The sequence below is a fragment of the Fusobacterium sp. SYSU M8D902 genome, assembly GCF_040199715.1.
In the GTDB taxonomy this organism is placed as follows: Bacteria; Fusobacteriota; Fusobacteriia; order Fusobacteriales; family Fusobacteriaceae; genus Fusobacterium_A.
This window is the reverse complement of sequence record NZ_JBEFNA010000005.1, coordinates 22,071-38,692: the sequence shown is the minus strand read 5'-3', so window position 1 is coordinate 38,692 and position 16,622 is coordinate 22,071. Positions and strand designations below refer to the sequence as shown.

The 16,622-nt window shown below is 33.0% G+C and carries 13 protein-coding genes; all 13 read left to right on the top strand.

From position 1 onward, the window contains the following. Positions 1-164 precede the first annotated feature (164 nt). The 13 genes from ABNK64_RS03790 (at position 165) to ABNK64_RS03730 (ending at position 16,455) form a co-directional block, all read left to right on the top strand. Positions 165-821 (top strand): response regulator transcription factor, encoded by a 657-nt coding sequence (locus ABNK64_RS03790; RefSeq protein WP_349763526.1) that lies wholly within the window; start codon positions 165-167, stop codon positions 819-821. Between the two features lie 9 nt (positions 822-830). Further along, positions 831-2,225 carry a sensor histidine kinase gene (locus tag ABNK64_RS03785; protein WP_349763525.1) on the top strand — a complete coding sequence of 465 codons (1,395 nt, stop codon included), beginning with the start codon at positions 831-833 and terminating at the stop codon, positions 2,223-2,225. Between the two features lie 76 nt (positions 2,226-2,301). Further along, entirely contained in the window at positions 2,302-2,922 is a 621-nt protein-coding gene (locus ABNK64_RS03780) for a TetR/AcrR family transcriptional regulator (protein WP_349763524.1), read from the top strand. Positions 2,923-2,933: 11 nt separating this feature from the next. Then, positions 2,934-4,238, top strand: coding sequence for a TolC family protein (locus ABNK64_RS03775; RefSeq protein WP_291255443.1), 1,305 nt, complete (start codon positions 2,934-2,936; stop codon positions 4,236-4,238). 30 nt (positions 4,239-4,268) lie between these two features. Continuing rightward, complete coding sequence (locus ABNK64_RS03770; RefSeq protein ID WP_349763523.1) at positions 4,269-5,342, top strand: efflux RND transporter periplasmic adaptor subunit; 1,074 nt, start codon at positions 4,269-4,271, stop codon at positions 5,340-5,342. 28 nt (positions 5,343-5,370) lie between these two features. Next, positions 5,371-8,421: an efflux RND transporter permease subunit gene (locus ABNK64_RS03765; RefSeq protein ID WP_349763522.1), complete on the top strand. Its 3,051-nt coding sequence runs from the start codon at positions 5,371-5,373 to the stop codon at positions 8,419-8,421. A 17-nt stretch (positions 8,422-8,438) separates the two neighbouring features. Continuing rightward, positions 8,439-8,828, top strand: coding sequence for a PG0541 family transporter-associated protein (locus ABNK64_RS03760; RefSeq protein ID WP_291255440.1), 390 nt, complete (start codon positions 8,439-8,441; stop codon positions 8,826-8,828). 127 nt (positions 8,829-8,955) lie between these two features. Then, entirely contained in the window at positions 8,956-10,017 is a 1,062-nt protein-coding gene (locus tag ABNK64_RS03755) for an efflux RND transporter periplasmic adaptor subunit (RefSeq protein ID WP_349763521.1), read from the top strand. Between the two features lies 1 nt (position 10,018). Next, complete coding sequence (locus ABNK64_RS03750) at positions 10,019-13,048, top strand: efflux RND transporter permease subunit (RefSeq protein WP_349763520.1); 3,030 nt, start codon at positions 10,019-10,021, stop codon at positions 13,046-13,048. Then, on the top strand, positions 13,045-13,860 hold the full coding sequence (locus tag ABNK64_RS03745; RefSeq protein ID WP_349763519.1) for a MerR family transcriptional regulator: 816 nt from the start codon (positions 13,045-13,047) through the stop codon (positions 13,858-13,860). The genes ABNK64_RS03750 and ABNK64_RS03745 overlap by 4 nt, the downstream gene beginning before the upstream one ends. Positions 13,861-13,919: 59 nt before the next feature. Then, positions 13,920-14,585 carry a YczE/YyaS/YitT family protein gene (locus tag ABNK64_RS03740; protein ID WP_349763518.1) on the top strand — a complete coding sequence of 222 codons (666 nt, stop codon included), beginning with the start codon at positions 13,920-13,922 and terminating at the stop codon, positions 14,583-14,585. Positions 14,586-14,597: 12 nt separating this feature from the next. Then, positions 14,598-16,103 carry a cobyric acid synthase gene (locus ABNK64_RS03735; RefSeq protein WP_349763517.1) on the top strand — a complete coding sequence of 502 codons (1,506 nt, stop codon included), beginning with the start codon at positions 14,598-14,600 and terminating at the stop codon, positions 16,101-16,103. 7 nt (positions 16,104-16,110) lie between these two features. Continuing rightward, positions 16,111-16,455 (top strand): hypothetical protein, encoded by a 345-nt coding sequence (locus tag ABNK64_RS03730; protein WP_291255434.1) that lies wholly within the window; start codon positions 16,111-16,113, stop codon positions 16,453-16,455. The last annotated feature ends 167 nt before the right edge of the window (positions 16,456-16,622 follow it).

Below are 16,622 nucleotides of genomic sequence, written 5' to 3'. Positions count from 1 at the left end.
AGACAAGAAAAATTTAGAAAAGCAGAGTAACTTTGTTACTTTGTTTTTTGTATAGTTATAAGCAGTGAAAAGTTATAAAAATAAAACAAATTTTGTTCACAAGTTGTTCATAAAATTAATTTATACTAGATTATAAAACTAAAATAAGAGGTGTTGAAAGAAAAATGAACAGAATATTGATAATAGATGACGAGGAGCAAATAAGAAATATATTGAGAATATATCTTGTAAAAGAGGGGTATGAGGTAACGGAAGCTGAAGATGGAGAGGAGGGATTGAAGATATTTTATGAAAAACCCTTTGATTTGATACTACTAGATGTAATGTTACCTAAAAAAGATGGATGGAGCATTTTGAGAGAGATAAAAAAATATACTAAAACACCAGTGATAATGCTCACTGCAAGAGATGAGATTGAAGATGAGATCTTTGGATTTGAGATAGGGGCAGATGACTATATTACAAAACCATTCAATAATAAAGTTTTACTTGCAAGAATAAAGGCATTACTAAAGAAAACCAATATGTTGATAGAGAGTTCTATAGAGATAGGGGAGTTAATAATAAATGACAGTTCACACTATGTGGCTAATCTGACTGGAGAGATAGATTTAGCACCTAAGGAGTATGAACTATTGATGTACTTGATAAAAAATAATAGGATTGCATTGAGTAGAGAGAAACTTCTGAATGAGGTGTGGGGTTATGATTTTTATGGAGATGATAGAACTATAGATGCACATATAAAGAATTTAAGAAAAAAGATTGGAAAAAAAGCTATAAAAACAGTGAGAGGGATTGGTTATAAACTGGATCTGTAAGGGAGGGATATGAGAAAAGTATTTTATAAGATATTTATCTATGTTTGTTTAATAACCTATCTTCCATTGATGTTGATGTATGTATTCAATCATCTCTATGCAGATAGGTATATAATAGAGCAGGATAAGAAAAATTTGATAGAGATAGCTGAATCATTGGATTTAGATAAGTTAAGAAGAGGGAGAAAAGAGGAGAAAACTCTTAATAATATAAATGTAAAGGTATATTTGAGAAATATTGAGTTAAATAGAGATGATAAGGATACCAATTTTATTAAATATGTAAATAGAAACAGTTTGAAAATTGATTTGAAAAATATGATACCTAATGAGTACAGAGTGAAATTAGTAAAACTATCATCATTGACGAATCATCTTTTTTTAGTGAAAAAAATTTCAGAGAATGAGATTGTTGTATTGATAGGCGAAGTTATAGAGTCCAAAGTTGTATTGAAGAAGATGATAGGAGTATACAAAAGGTATACTCTATTTATAATTCCAATGATTTTAATTATAACCTACATAGTATCTAGGAGGATATCGAAGCCAATAGAGATATTGGAGAAGGTCTCATATAGAATTTCCAATCTTGATTTTACAGAGACAGTAAAGATTAAATCTAAAAATGAGTTGGAAAGTCTAGGAAACAGTATAAATAGAATGGCATTGAAATTGAAGGAAAATATTGAGGAGTTAAACTCTTTGAATGAAAAATTAAAATCTGAATTACTAGAGAAAGAGAGATTGTTGGAGACGGAGAAGATGTTTATGAGGACTATTGGACACGAATTAAAAACACCAGTAGCTATTATAAATGGGTATATGGAAGCGTTGCAAGATGGAATGATAGAGGAAAAAGATGTGAAAAAGACATATGATATTGTTTATGAAGAGGGAATGGCTATAAACAAGATTGTAAAGGATATAAATAACTATCTGAAATTGGAGTTTAAAAACTTAAATATAATATATGAAGATGTGGAGTTGGAGAGCTTAATTAGAAAGAGTTTAAAAAAATATCAATTGGATATAGAGAGCAAGAACATAGAGTTGTCACAAAGCTACAGGAAGAGAGTTTTGAAAACTGACAAAAAACTTTTTAATATTGTTTTAAATAATCTACTAACTAATGCTATAACCTATGTTGATGAGAATAGAAGAATAGGGATAGAGCTCACAGAGGAAAAACTGGTGATTAGGAACTCTTCTAAGGAGATCTCACAGGAGGAGATTGAGAAGATATTTGATCTATTTTATAAGATGGACAAATCAAGAAATAGGAAATATGGAGGAACAGGGCTAGGATTATCTATTGTAAAGAATATTTTGGAAAATTTAAACTTAAAATACTCATTTATTTATGATAAAATTAAGAAAGAGGTTGAATTTATCATAAAATTTTAATAAAATCTATTGACTCTCAAGTCACTTTATAGTTTATAATAAATTAGTTGTAGACATTGAAATGGAGATGAGAGAGGTGGGGAAAAAAGAGCTGATAATATCTTCGACTAAAAAGATGATATTGGAAAAGGGATATAGAAATACATCAGTAGAAGACATAACAAACTGTGCTGGAATTTCCAAAGGGAGTTTTTATACATATTTTAAAAGTAAAAATCTAGTGATAGATCATATATTAGAGGAGACTATAAATAAGCTAAAGATTGAGACTGCTATTGATAGAAGGGTTAGTCTGGTAAATAATGTGAAGAAATTGGTAAGAAATAGGATCATTTTAGAGGATGAGAATTTGAAGGATAATCTGGTGATGATCAATCTATTTAGAAACATTGCTCTGCTAGATGAGAGGACTTTAGCACTATTAAAGGAGATAGAGGGCTTGATAGTGGGTAAAATGAGGTGTATAATCAAAGCTTACTCCAAGGAGATCAAGATAGATGATGGAGAAGTGGATTTTTACTCAAAAATGCTTAGCAGTATAATAACTAACTACAAAACATTTACTCTTTTTATCTCTGAGAGAGATGGAAATTTTATTAAGAATATTGAGGAGATAAAAGATAAATACAACTCAAAGGAGTTTGAAAAAAATATTGAGATAATCTCAGAGAGTATTTTAAAAATTTTAACATATTAGGAGGTAGATTTATGAAGAAAACTGTAGGATTACTTTTGTTGTTAAGTAGTTCAGTTTTTGCAAGAGAGCTTACTCTAGATCAAGCTATTCAGATGGCATTAGATAATAGTAAAGAGATGAAGATATCAGAAAAGGGTGTAGAGTCAGCTAAATTAAATGTAGGTATAGCTTTTAAAAATGCTTTACCAAGTGTGGTATACACAGGATCATATACAAGAAGTGAGTATGATAGAAGAATAACTAAGGAGCAGAGACCTAGCAGAAGGTTGACAACTCAAGCAAATCCAGAGACAGTAGATGCTAGAGGTGGATATTCACAAAAAATAACTATATCTCAACCACTATTCCAAGGGGGAGCAATATTAGGTGGAATCCAGTATGCTAAAGCATATAAGGGAATTGCAGATCTTAACTATCTAGGAGATAAGAGAGATGTGAGACTTGATACTATTAGAATATACTCAGATATAGTGAAAAATGAGAAGGATTTAGAGGCTCTATTATCATCAAAAGATGAGTTACAAGCTACATATAACAAGCAAAAAGCTCAGTTGGATCTAAGATTGATAACTAAGGCTGATCTATTAAAAACTGAGTACTCTCTATTAGAAGTGGATTCAGAGATAATTGGAGCACAAAATAGAGTAGCTGTTCAAAAGGAGAATCTAAAATTGAGATTGGGTATACCAAAGGGAGAGGAACTTTCAGTTGTAGAGTTTGATGTACCTATGTACCTAAGTAGAAATATTGATTTTCAAAGTGATATGGAACAAGCTAAGACTAAGAGTATAAATGCTTTAATAGCTAATAATTTTGTAAATGTAGCAGAGGCTTCTAAAAAAGTAGCTAGAGCTGATATGTTACCACGTGTGAGTGCATTTGCTAGTTATGGTGTGGAATCAGATAGAAGAAAATATAATACAACTATGGATGATGCTGAATGGAGAGGTGGAGTTCAAGTAACTTGGAATGTATTTGAATTTGGAAAAAACTATGACAACTATAGAGTGGCAAAGCTTAATCAAGAGCAAGAGGAGTTAAAAGAGAAGATTTCACAAGATAATATAGATGTAAATGTAACTGAAGCTTATCTTGAGCTAATAAGAATGGAAAAAAATAGAGATTCTAAATCAAGAGCTTTAGAGGCAGCTTTAGAAAACTATAGAATGGATAAGGAAAAATATCTTGCTGGATTAATTTCAACAATTGACTTTTTGGATTCAGAGACTCAATTGAGAGAGGCAAAAGTTGGATACAATCAGGTAGTAATTGATTATCTATATGCATTTGAAAGATATAGATCAATGTTGATTTAATAAAATAGATAAATTTAGGAGGAAAAGATAATGAAAAAAGCTAAATATTTAGTATTTATATTAATGCTAATGCTAGTAGGTTGTGGAAAGAAAAAAGAGGAAAAAGTAATAGAAAAACCTGCTAAATATGTTGTAACTGAACCAGTGAAAACAAGAACAATGAACCAAGTATTCAGAACAGATGCTATTCTTGAACCAAAAGGGAAGATAGATCACCAAACAGAAAAGGGTGGAATAGTTGAGAAGATATTAAAGAAAAATGGGGATAAAGTAAAAAAAGGTGAGCTAGTAATGGTACTATCTGACAGTGCAACTGAGTCAGCTTACTTTACAGCAAAAGCTAACTATGCTTCTAGCAAATCATCAATGGAGATAGCTAGAAACAACTATGAAAAATTTAAAAAACTATATGATCAAGAGTTAATCTCATATCTTGAGTATATAAACTATGAAAATAACTATATCAATGCTAAGGGAGCTTATGAGTCAGCAAAAGCTAACTATGAGTCAGCTAAATCAGATTATGATAAGTTATCAAGAAGAGCAGAGATAAATGGAACAGTGGGAAATCTATTTGCTAAAGTAGGTAAGAAAGTAGCTGGAACAGATACAGTGTTCACAGTTATAAATGATAATCAAATGGAAACATATGTAGGATTCCCAGCTGAATGGTTAGATGAGATAAAAGTTGGAATGGAAGTTCAAGTTGAGGTTCCAGATATTGACAAGACTCTAACAGGAAAAATTGTTGAGATAAACCCAATTGCAGAGTATGACACTAAGAAGTTTATGATTAAAGTGGCTATTGATAATAAAGATAAGAGTATAAAAGATGGAATGTACTCATATGTAACTGTTCCAGCTGGAAAAACAGAGGCTCTATCAATTGAAGATGAGGCAATTTTCGTAAGAAACTTAGTTTCATATGTATATAAGATTGAAAATGATAAGGCTACAAGAGTAGAAGTAAAAACAGGAGCAACTAACTTACCATATACTCAAATCTCATCTAAAGATATAAAAGAGGGAGATAAGATAGTTGTTAAAGGAGTATTTGGTCTTGAAGAGGGAGACAAGGTCAAAGAGAATATAGAAGCTAAATAATAATAGAGAAATAACGAGGTGAAAATAGATGACATTAGCAGGTTTGTCAATACGTAGACCAGTTGCAACAACAATGGTGATGATATCCATTATGTTTATAGGTCTTATGGCAATGTTTACAATGAAATCAGAGTTACTGCCAAATATGGAAATTCCCGTTGTTACTGTTAGAACAACTTGGAACGGAGCTGTAGCTGAAGATGTAGAGACACAGATTACAAAAAAAATAGAGGAGATTCTTCCCAATGTTGAGGGTATAGATAAGATAGAATCAACTTCATCATTTGAGCAATCATTGGTAATAGTTAAATTTAACTTTGGAGTAAATGCTAATGATAAGGCTACAGAGATCCAAAGAGAGTTATCAAAAATATCCAATGATCTACCTCAAGATGCAAATACACCAATTGTTAAGAAGGTAGATGCTGGTTCAGGTAACTTGACTATGGTTACAATGTTCTCAGCTCCAAATAGAGCAGAGCTAAGTACATTTGTAGAGGAGTATTTAAAACCTAAATTTGAGAGCTTGACAGGAATAGGACAGGTAAATGTTTTCGGTAACTCAGATAAGCAGTTACAGATACAATTTGATAGTGATAAGTTAGCAGCTTACAACCTATCACCAGTTGAGCTATACAGAATGATCTCACTATCTAGCCAAAATTTACCATTAGGTACAGTAAAAACTGGTAATAAAAATATTATAGCTAGATTTATGGGAGAGCTAAACTACATTGATGAATATGAGAATATGATCATTCAAAGTAATGGTAATACACTTAAATTAAAAGATGTAGCTAATATAGTATTGACTACTGAGGATGACTCAAGTAAAGGTTTCCTATCAGGAAAAGATGCGATAGTTGTAGCAGTGGAAAAATCAGCAGATGGAAGTACATTGGAATTAAATAGAGCAGCATACAAAGCACTAGAGAGTTTAAAATCTGTAATGCCACCAGGTGGAGAGTATAAGATACTACTAGATACTTCTGAAGATATAGAGAAATCTATTTCAAGTGTTTCAAGTAACGCAGTTCAAGGTCTAGTACTAGCAACAATAGTACTATTGGTATTCTTAAAGAACGTCAGAGCTACATTCCTAGTTTCAGCAGCTCTACCAGTTGCAATAATATTTACTTTTGCTTTCCTAGCACTAGCTAATACATCACTTAACTTGATCTCACTTATGGGATTATCTATAGGTGTTGGAATGCTAACAGATAACTCCGTTGTTGTTGTGGATAATATCTATCGTCATATGACAGAGCTTCACTCACCAGTGATGGAAGCATCTGAAAATGGAGCTACTGAGGTTACACTTTCAGTTATAGCTTCAGCACTTACAACAATGGTCGTATTCATACCTATACTATTTATACCAGGAATAGCTAGAGAGATATTTAAAGATCTATCACTTTCAATAATATTCTCAAACGTAGCTGCACTATTAGTATCGTTAACATTGATACCAATGCTAGCAAGTAGATTCCTAACAACTAAGACAAATATCACAGCAGAAGGAAAGATATTTGCCAAAGTAAAGGCTTCTTATTTGAAAATTATTAACTGGACATTGAAAAATAGATTTAAGACTTTAGGTGCAACTATAGCACTATTCTTCTTCACAGTTATAGTTGGTGGAAGTATGTTAAGAGTTGAGTTTATGCCTAAACAAGACCAAGGTAGATACTCTGTAGTTGCTGAGTTAGGTAAGGGACTTGATCTAGATAAGTCAGAATATATCTCTAAACAGATAGAGGATATAATTAAAAATGACCCAATGACAAAGTTCTACTTTACAGTTATTCAAAATGACTTGATCTCAGTTAACATAGATGTAGGTAAAAAAGATAGTAGAGATGTTACTGTATTTGAGATAATGGATAGAATAAGAAAGGCAACTGATAAGATCCCTGATACAAGAATCAGTTTATCAGAGAACTTTGCTATGTCAAGTCCTTCAAGAGATGTTGAGTTTGATATAGTAGGATCAAACTTAGATGAGATAAAAATGGTTGGAAAAAATGTTCTAGAGAGATTAAAACTATATCCAGGAGCAGTTGACGTAAAATCAACTCTAGATCCAGGAAACGTAGAGGCTAGAATAGTATTGGATAGAGATAAGATTAGAAGTTATGGTATAGATCCTGTGACAGTTGGACAGATAATGAGTTACTCTATACTTGGAGGAAACAGAGGGGATACTGTAACAGTAAAAACTGGAAGTGAGGAGATAGATGTTTTAGTAAGACTTCCAAAAGATAAGAGAAAAGATATTAACGATATCCAAAATATCAATATCAAAATTGGAGATAGAAAGTTTGTAAAAGTTTCTGATATCTCAAAAGTTATCTATGCTGAAGGTTCATCTGAGATAAACAAAACAGATAGAATATACAGTGTAACAGTATCAGCAAATGATGGTGGTGTAGGAATTAGAGCTTTACAAGGTGAGATAATAAAAGCCTTCAATGAATCAAATCCACCAGCTTCAGTATCATATAGATGGGGAGGAAGTTCAGAGAACTTACAAGATTCAACAAGTCAGTTGGGAATGGCTCTAGGAATTTCAATATTCTTAATCTATGCACTACTAGCTGCACAGTTTGAAAACTTCTTATTACCATTTATCATATTGGGATCAGTACCACTATCACTAATAGGAATAATAGTAGGATTATTAATAGCTAATCAACCTATAGATATAATGGTAATGGTTGGACTTATACTACTAGCAGGTATAGTTGTAAACAACGCCATTGTATTGATAGACTTTATTCAATTGACTATCGAGAGAGGTAGTGGTAGAATAGAGGCAGTAGTAGAGTCTTGTAGAACTAGACTTAGACCGATACTTATGACAACTATGACAACAGTACTAGGAATGCTACCATTGTCATTGGGAATAGGAGAGGGATCTGAAATATATAGAGGAATGGCTATAACAGTAATGTTTGGATTAACTTTCTCTACTATATTAACACTAGTAATCATTCCTATACTATTTACATTAGTAGAAGATTTTATCGAAAAAATGTCAAATCTAATTAAAAAAGTAGGGAAAAAATCAGCAGAATAATAGAGGAGGAAAGATATATGAATAATTTCCAAAATTATAAGATGATGATGGTTTACATTAATGAATCACATAAGGTGATGTTAGAAGATTTCCTTGAAGAGATACATTTTCATCTCTATACAGTACAGAGAAAGGCTGAAAGTGTTTGGAATGAGAAGATAAAACATAAGAATACTCATATTTGGCCAGGTACAGATTGCATATTTTTACTATCACTCCCAGGAGAAAAGGTTGAACATATGTTGAAGATGTTAAAGACATTTAGAGCCTCTCTTCCTTATGAAATAGTGATGGCAATTGGAGTAATACCATTGGAGAGAACTGTACCAGATCTATTAAAAGAGAAGAGTGTAGAGATAGATACCGAACTTTTAGAAAGATTGAAAAATAAAAAAGATAAAAAATAGTAAGATCAATTTTATGTAGGAGAACTCTGTAGTTCTCCTATTTTTTTGATTTTAAAAAAGTTTGATTTACAATGATGAGAAATTATGTTAAGATTATAAAATAAAATTAGAGGAGGAGATTTATTAGATGAAAAAAATACTTGTATTGCTACTTTCAGTTACAATGTTAGGTTGTGGTGGTAAAGGTATGAAGAGTGATTTCTCAAAAAAAGAAAATGTAAAGATAGTAAAGACTATGGAGTTAAAAGAGAGAGTCTTGGATAATATAAAGAGTTATAACGGGGAATTGAAGCCTAAGATGGAGATGAAAATAGTAACTTCTACTGGTGGAGATGTAGAGGAGATATACTTCAAAAATGGAGATAGAGTGAGAAAGGGACAGGTGATAGTAAAGCTCTACAATGCAGATGTAGTAGCTGATTACTATGAGGCACAGGGAAGATTTTTAAAGGCTGAATCAACATTTTCCACAGAGAAGATCTCATTTGAAAAGTATGAAAAGCTATATAAAAAGGAGATTATATCTGAAAATGATTATCTGAATGTAAAGAATAGATATGAGACTGCTCAAGGGGAGATGAAAATAGCAGAGGGAAACTTCATAAGAGCTAAGGAGGATTTTGATAACTTAGATGTTGTTTCAAAAATAGATGGAGTGATAACTGATCTATATGTGAAAAAATATGAAAAATTAAAATCTGGAGTGAATATTGTCACTGTAATAGATAATTCAGAGATGGAAGTAGATGTAGCTATAACAGGAAAGGACATAGGAAATAGCAAGATTGGAGAGAAGGCTGAGGTATTCGTAGAGGAGCTAGGAGAGAAGAGAGAGGGTGTTGTAGAGACATTCAACTTAAATTCAGATAGTGATAGTAAAAAATACTCAATAAGATTGGGGATAAAAAACCTAGATAAAAGAATTTTGAAGGGGATGTATGCAAAAATAAGTTTAAAAATGGGAGATATAAAGGGGATTTTTGTACCTACAAAAGCTTTGATGATCAAAGATCTATACTCATACATAGCAGTTGTGAGAGGGGATAGAGTCTTTATCTATAGAGTGACTCCTAAAAGAACAATAGGAGATATGAGATTGATTGAGTTCCCAGAGTACCAAGAGGGAGATAGAATCGTAGTAGAGGGGCAATACCTATTAAATAATAATGATAGGGTGAAGGAGAGCTAAGATGAGATCAATACCAGAATTTTCAATAAGAAAACCAGCTACTACAATAATGTTTTTAATCTCTATGATATTCTTTGGATATTTGGGATTGAAGAAGATGCCAGTGGAGATGCTACCCAATATAAATAGACCTACTGTAAGGATTAGAGTGAGGTGGGAAGGGGCAACTCCAGCTGATATGGATAAGATGATAGTGAGGAAGATAGAGAACATACTTCCCAATGTAGAGGGAGTTGTGGAGTATAGTTCAGAGTCTACAGCAGAGATGGCTTTTATATATGTGAAATTTAAGTATGGTACAGATGTAGAGACAAAAATTACTCTTATTCAAAATGAGATCAACCAGATAAGGGGAAGATTTCCAGAGGAGATGAAGGAACCAACCATAAGGAAGAGTTCATCTTCTGATGCACCAGCACTGACATTCTCAATGGCTGGTGGAGATATGATAGAGATGAGAAGCTATATTGAGAATATATTAAAACCTATATTGGAAAGGATTGAAGGTGTAGCTGAGGTAGAGACTTATGGTGGTAGAGAACAAGAGGTTTCAGTAGTTATAGATCCAGAGAAATTGGAGAACTACAATTTGAGTATAATAGATGTATACAACAAGATGAGTGGTGCTACTATCAATATTCCAGGTGGAATAGTGAGAGAGGGAGAGAAGGAGTATCTGATCAAGGTTGAAGCTGAGATAAATAGTGCTGATGAGATAAAAAATATAGTCTTGAGCAATAGAAATGGACACCTTTTAAAATTAAAGGATATAGCAGATATAGATATCTCCTCTAAAGATCTTACTTCAGTAAATAGAAAGAATGGAAAGGATAATATATTAGTAATAGTTTCAAAGACAGATGAGGGAAATTCAGTTGAGATAGTAAAAAATGTGAAGAGATACCTAGAGGAGTTAAAACAGTCATTCCCCAATAATACAGTGATGAGCTATGAATTTGACTCTTCAATAACAATAATGAACTCTATTAAAAATGTACAGACAAGTGGAATGATAGGGCTTTTTCTAGCCTCTATAATACTGTTTATATTTTTAAAGAGTGTATCAGCTACATTGATAATAGCTACAGCTATTCCAATATCAGTAATCTTTACCTTCTTTCTTTTGAATGCTCAAGGGATAACTTTAAATTTGATGTCCTTGATGGGATTATCATTGGGAATAGGAATGTTAGTTGACAACTCAGTAGTTGTGGTTGATAATATATATAGACATCTGTCAGAATTGGGAAAAGATAGGATCACAGCAGCTAGAGATGGGGCTCAAGAGATGGCACTTCCTGTGTTGGCATCAACATTGACTACAGTGGCAGCATTTTTACCATTGGTATTTCAAGAGGGCTTGGCAAAGGAGCAATTCAATAATCTATGTTATGCTATATCCTACTCTCTATTAGCATCACTTGTAATATCTCTTACCTTTGTTCCTATGATTTCGAGCAAGATAATGAATGGAAAGAGAGATATCAATTCAGAGGGTAAACTTTTTAAATTAGTAAAGAGAAATTATGTATCTATGTTGAAATTTGCCATTAGAAGAAGATGGGCAGTTTTAGCTAGTATAGTTGTGCTTTTTGTAGGCTCACTATATGTGGCAAGTAAGTTAGGAGGAAGATTTATTCCTACAGTGGACGAGGGAAGATTTGCTGTAGTGGCAAAGTTACCAGCTGGTTCAGATATAAATAAGGGAGATAGAATAGCTAGGATATTGGAGAGTAGAGTAAATCAATTGGACTTTATAAAGGATTTTACTGTCTCTGGAAATGGAATGAGATCTATATTGAATATCAATGCTGGACTAAAGGGTACAAGAGATAGATCTATGGTGGAGATAATACGTGAATTGAGAAGAGTCTATGTGGATATTCCAGATGCTGAGATAACAATAACACCAGGTTATAGATTCGGAATAAGAGGGATATATGACTTGGAGTTGGAGCTATATTCAGATAGTGATATGCAGTTGCAGAGTATAATAGGTGAACTAAAGGAGAGAGTCTCTAGGATTGAGGGAATAAAAGAGGTGAGTTCATCTTTTGAAGGTGGAAAACCAGAGGGTAAATTCTATATTAATAGAGAGAAAGCTGAGTATTATGGAGTAAATATCAAAGATATAGCTAGAATGTTGCAGGTACAGATACAAGGGGGAGTTCCTATCACTATAAACAGTGATAATGATGAGATTGATGTAACTTTAAAACTGGCACAAAACTATAGGGAGTCAACAGAGTATATCTTGGATTCAAGGGTGACTCTACCAAGTGGAAAGAATATAAAGATCTCAGATGTAGCAAGTTTTAGAATAGAAGAGGGACCTTCTAAATTGGAGAAAAAGGATAAGAGAAAGAAGATAGTACTATATGCCAACCTAGATAGAAGTTTGGATTTGAAAACAGCTCAGGAAAAGATAGAAGAGGAGATAGAGAAAATGGGATTGCCTGATAGTGTGATCTATGCTCAAGGTGGAAAGAGTGCAGATATGGCTGAGATGAGTGAACAGTTAAAATACACTTTTGGAATAGCAATATTTTTGATCTATTTTATACTGGTGTGGCAGTTTGAATCTTTTGTAATGCCTTTTATCATAATACTGTCTATTCCACTATCTACAACAGGGGCTTTTTATGCTCTCTATGGGGTAAATTTAAATATAGATGCTATGGTTTCCATAGGATTTGTAATGCTAGCTGGTATAGTTGTAAATAATGCTATTGTTTTGATAGACTTCATAAATATAAGAAGAGAAGAGGGAGATAGTAAAGTTAAGGCGATAATAACAGCTGGAAGAACAAGACTTAGACCGATACTTATGACCACTATGACTACAGTACTGGGAATGTTACCACTTATGTTTAGTAATGGACAGGGTTCGGAGATGTATAAAGGGATGTCATTTGTAGTTGTTTTTGGATTGTCAGTAGCTACACTGTTGACTTTGATTGTAATACCAGTGTTTTATTATTTAGTAGATGAATTAATTGAAAGGGTAAAGATTAGAAAGGAAGAGAGATGAAAGATTATTTAACAATAGGAGAGGTATCTAAGATAACGAGCTTACCAATTTCTACATTGAGATACTATGACAGTGAAGGGATAATATCACCAAGTTATAAAGATGAGGATACTAATTATAGATATTATGGCTTTTTTCAAATACCTATTATTAAGATGATAGTTCACTTAAAAAAATTGGGATTTAGTAATGCAAAGATAAAGAGTCATCTGGAGAATGTGAGCTATTCTCACACTCTTGAGTTGATGAATAAGATGTTGGAGCAGACGAAAAAGGAGATTGTAAGACTTCAAGAATTGGAAGAGGAGCTTGTGGAGAATGCCACTCAGATGAGATATCTCATAACTCTAGAAAACAATATGGATAGATTCTTTATTGAGGAGGAGGAGATAAGAGGTATCTATGCTCCAGTGGTGATGGATAAGGACTATGTGGGTATATCCAAAGCATTTAAGGAGCTAGATGGATTTTTGGTATCTACAAAGCAAAATCTAGTACCTGTAGGAATGTATGCCTTTACTATAAAGGAGGAGGAGATAGTAAATAGGAGCTATGCCTATGATAAACTCATACTTCTAAAAGATTATGAGGAGTATGGGAATAGATGTTACTATCCTAAGAAAAAATATGCATCTACAGTGTGCCAGAGTAAGTTTGATGAGATAAGATTTGGTGTGGAGAAGATGGTAAAATGGGTAGCTGATGAGGGCTATGAGATAGATGGAGATACATTTGTACACATACTATCAGGGCCAGCATTTGAGAAGGATCCTACAGACTTAAAATATATAGTGAGAGTGCCGATCAAATAAATACTGGAAAAAAAACATATATTGTAGTAAGATATCTATGGAATTTAGATAAGTAGGAAGTGAGTTTGTTGAAAAAAGAGTTAATGAGATTTGTAAAGATATTCTTGGGGTTTTTATCGTGTTCGTTGGGGTGTGTTGTGATTTTGAAGTCCAATCTAGGACTTGCTCCTTGGGATGTATTACATCAAGGTGTATCTATGGTAACAGGGATTACAATAGGACAGGCAAGTATAACTTTAGGGGTTATAATAGTATTGATGGATATATTTTTAGGACAGCCAATAGGTATAGGTACTGTACTGAACTTCATATTTATAGGGATATTCATAGATATGATAATATATCTAAACTTTATACCAACATTTGATAATATGTATATGAGAGTGATAGAGCTATTAGTAGGGATATTTTTCTATACATATGGTACATATCTGTATATGATACAGGGTATGGGTTGTGGACCAAGAGATGGATTTATGCAGATTTTGACTAAGAGATTTAATCAACCTGTGAGTGTTATAAAAAATGGAATAGAGGTTATGGCTTTTGTACTGGGTTGGTTATTAGGTGGAAAGTTGGGAATAGGAACTATCATAACTGCATTGAGTATGGGATTTTTGTTACAACTGATGTTTAGAATGGGAGATATAAATATTAAGAAATTACAGCATAGAAGTATAAAAGAGGAGATTGTTCATTTAGGTAGAGTATTTAGAGGATTTTAAAAGGAGTGGGGTATGCATAGAAAGATAATGGTACAGGGGACAGGTTCATCTGTTGGAAAGAGTATAATAGTAGCTGGGTTATGTAGGATTTTTGCTCAAGACGGGTATAGGGTTTCACCTTTCAAGTCACAGAATATGGCTTTAAACTCATTTGTAGATATAGAGGGGCTAGAGATGGGCAGAGCTCAGGTGGTACAGGCTGAATCTGGAATGGAGATACCGAGAGCTTTTATGAATCCCATACTTTTAAAACCAAATTCTGATAATAATTCACAGCTAATAATTGAGGGTAAACCTGTTAAGAATACTTCAGCTCAGGAGTATTTTTCAAATTGTAGTTACTTGAAGGAGGTAGCTTTGAGAAACTATCAGAAGATAGAGAGAGAGTTCGATATTGGAGTGTTGGAAGGGGGAGGAAGTCCAGCAGAGATAAACTTGAGAGAGTATGACTGTGTGAATATGGGTATGGCTGAACTTGTAGATGCTCCGGTGATATTGGTAGGGAATATAGAGATAGGTGGGGTATTTGCCTCACTTTATGGAACTATAGCTCTATTAGACGAAAAGGATAGAAAGAGAATAAAGGGCTTGATAATAAATAAGTTTAGAGGAGATGCTGAACTATTAAAGCCTGGAATAGATATGCTTATGGCAAGATTGAAGAGTGAAGGTTTGGATATTAAATTCTTAGGAGTTATCCCCTATGAGAGATTGGATATAGAAGAGGAAGATGTACTTGCTAAGAAGATAAATGACTATACTAAAAAAGAGGGAGAGATAAAGATAAGTGTAATTAGGACAGATAAGATGTCTAACTACACAGATTTTGATGCTCTCAACCAATATCCTGATGTGGCACTAAACTATGTGTTTCATAAGGAAGATCTAGGAGAAGAGGATATAATCATACTGCCAGGAAGTAAAAATACAATATCTGATATTGAGAAGTTAAAAGAGAATGGGATATTTGAAAGAGTTAAAGAGTTAAAGAATAGAGGAACAGTGGTAGTAGGAATTTGTGGTGGATTCCAGATGTTAGGAGAGGAGATAGAGGATCCACACCATATTGAAGGAGACCAAGAGAGAGTAAAGGGATTTGGTTTCTTAAAAATTAAAACTATTATGGAGAGAGTAAAATATACCCAACAGGTGGAGAGAGTACTGGAGAGTGACCTTGGAAACAGTGTCATAAGAGGTTGTGAAAATCTCAAGGTGAGAGGGTATGAGATACATCAAGGAGTAACTGTAGGAGAGGATAGTAACCTAGTTAAAGAGGAGAACTTCATCCTTACAGCTAATGAGAGTGTATTTGGAACATATATTCACGGAATCTTTGACAATGAGGAGTTCACTAGAAGATTTTTAAATAATGTAAGAGAGAGAAAGGGATTAAAACCTCTAGAGGATAAATTTTCATTTGCTGAATTTAAAGAAAAGGAGTATAATAAACTTGCAACACTTTTGAGGAACAACCTTGATATGGCAAGTATTTATGAGATAATGAATAAAGGATTATGAGGTAAAAATGAAAGACAGATATGAAAATTTAAAGGAAAAAATTGGTAAAAATTTTGAAGAGATAAAGAGTTTGGCTATCTCTCAAAATATAATGGAAGAAGCTAGATTGGAGATGAATCTGAAGATAATCCAAGCTGTGGTAATGAGATATATTAGAATAGTTCTTTTTCAAAAAAAAGGGATAATACTGTGTACCTCTGTAAAAGAGATTATGGAGTATGTGAGTACAGGGTTTTTGAGATACTTCTCTAAGAGTGAAGATAGAAAGTTTGCTCTAGAGAGAGCTAGAAGAGTTGAGCTCATTTTGACTGAGATAGAGAAACTAAATGAAGAGCTAAGAGTAGCTAGTTAAAATAAAGAATAGAAAACTGAATATAATTAATTATTAAGATAGCTGAAGAGAATTTTACTCTTTGGCTATTTTTTTTGTGTAAAAATACGTGCTTTAAGAAAAAACTGAGTTTATTTTTTTAGAATTTTAGCTATTTTGTAAAAATTTTTTATAAAGGTTGACTTTTT

Bases quoted from the DNA above. Each gene is read 5' to 3' on its own strand.
- ABNK64_RS03790 (WP_349763526.1), top strand. From the start codon at position 165: ATGAACAGAATATTGATAATAGATGACGAGGAGCAAATAAGAAATATA.
- ABNK64_RS03785 (WP_349763525.1), top strand. From the start codon at position 831: ATGAGAAAAGTATTTTATAAGATATTTATCTATGTTTGTTTAATAACC.
- ABNK64_RS03775 (WP_291255443.1), top strand. From the start codon at position 2,934: ATGAAGAAAACTGTAGGATTACTTTTGTTGTTAAGTAGTTCAGTTTTT.
- ABNK64_RS03770 (WP_349763523.1), top strand. From the start codon at position 4,269: ATGAAAAAAGCTAAATATTTAGTATTTATATTAATGCTAATGCTAGTA.
- ABNK64_RS03765 (WP_349763522.1), top strand. From the start codon at position 5,371: ATGACATTAGCAGGTTTGTCAATACGTAGACCAGTTGCAACAACAATG.
- ABNK64_RS03760 (WP_291255440.1), top strand. From the start codon at position 8,439: ATGAATAATTTCCAAAATTATAAGATGATGATGGTTTACATTAATGAA.
- ABNK64_RS03755 (WP_349763521.1), top strand. From the start codon at position 8,956: ATGAAAAAAATACTTGTATTGCTACTTTCAGTTACAATGTTAGGTTGT.
- ABNK64_RS03750 (WP_349763520.1), top strand. From the start codon at position 10,019: ATGAGATCAATACCAGAATTTTCAATAAGAAAACCAGCTACTACAATA.
- ABNK64_RS03745 (WP_349763519.1), top strand. From the start codon at position 13,045: ATGAAAGATTATTTAACAATAGGAGAGGTATCTAAGATAACGAGCTTA.
- ABNK64_RS03735 (WP_349763517.1), top strand. From the start codon at position 14,598: ATGCATAGAAAGATAATGGTACAGGGGACAGGTTCATCTGTTGGAAAG.
- ABNK64_RS03730 (WP_291255434.1), top strand. From the start codon at position 16,111: ATGAAAGACAGATATGAAAATTTAAAGGAAAAAATTGGTAAAAATTTT.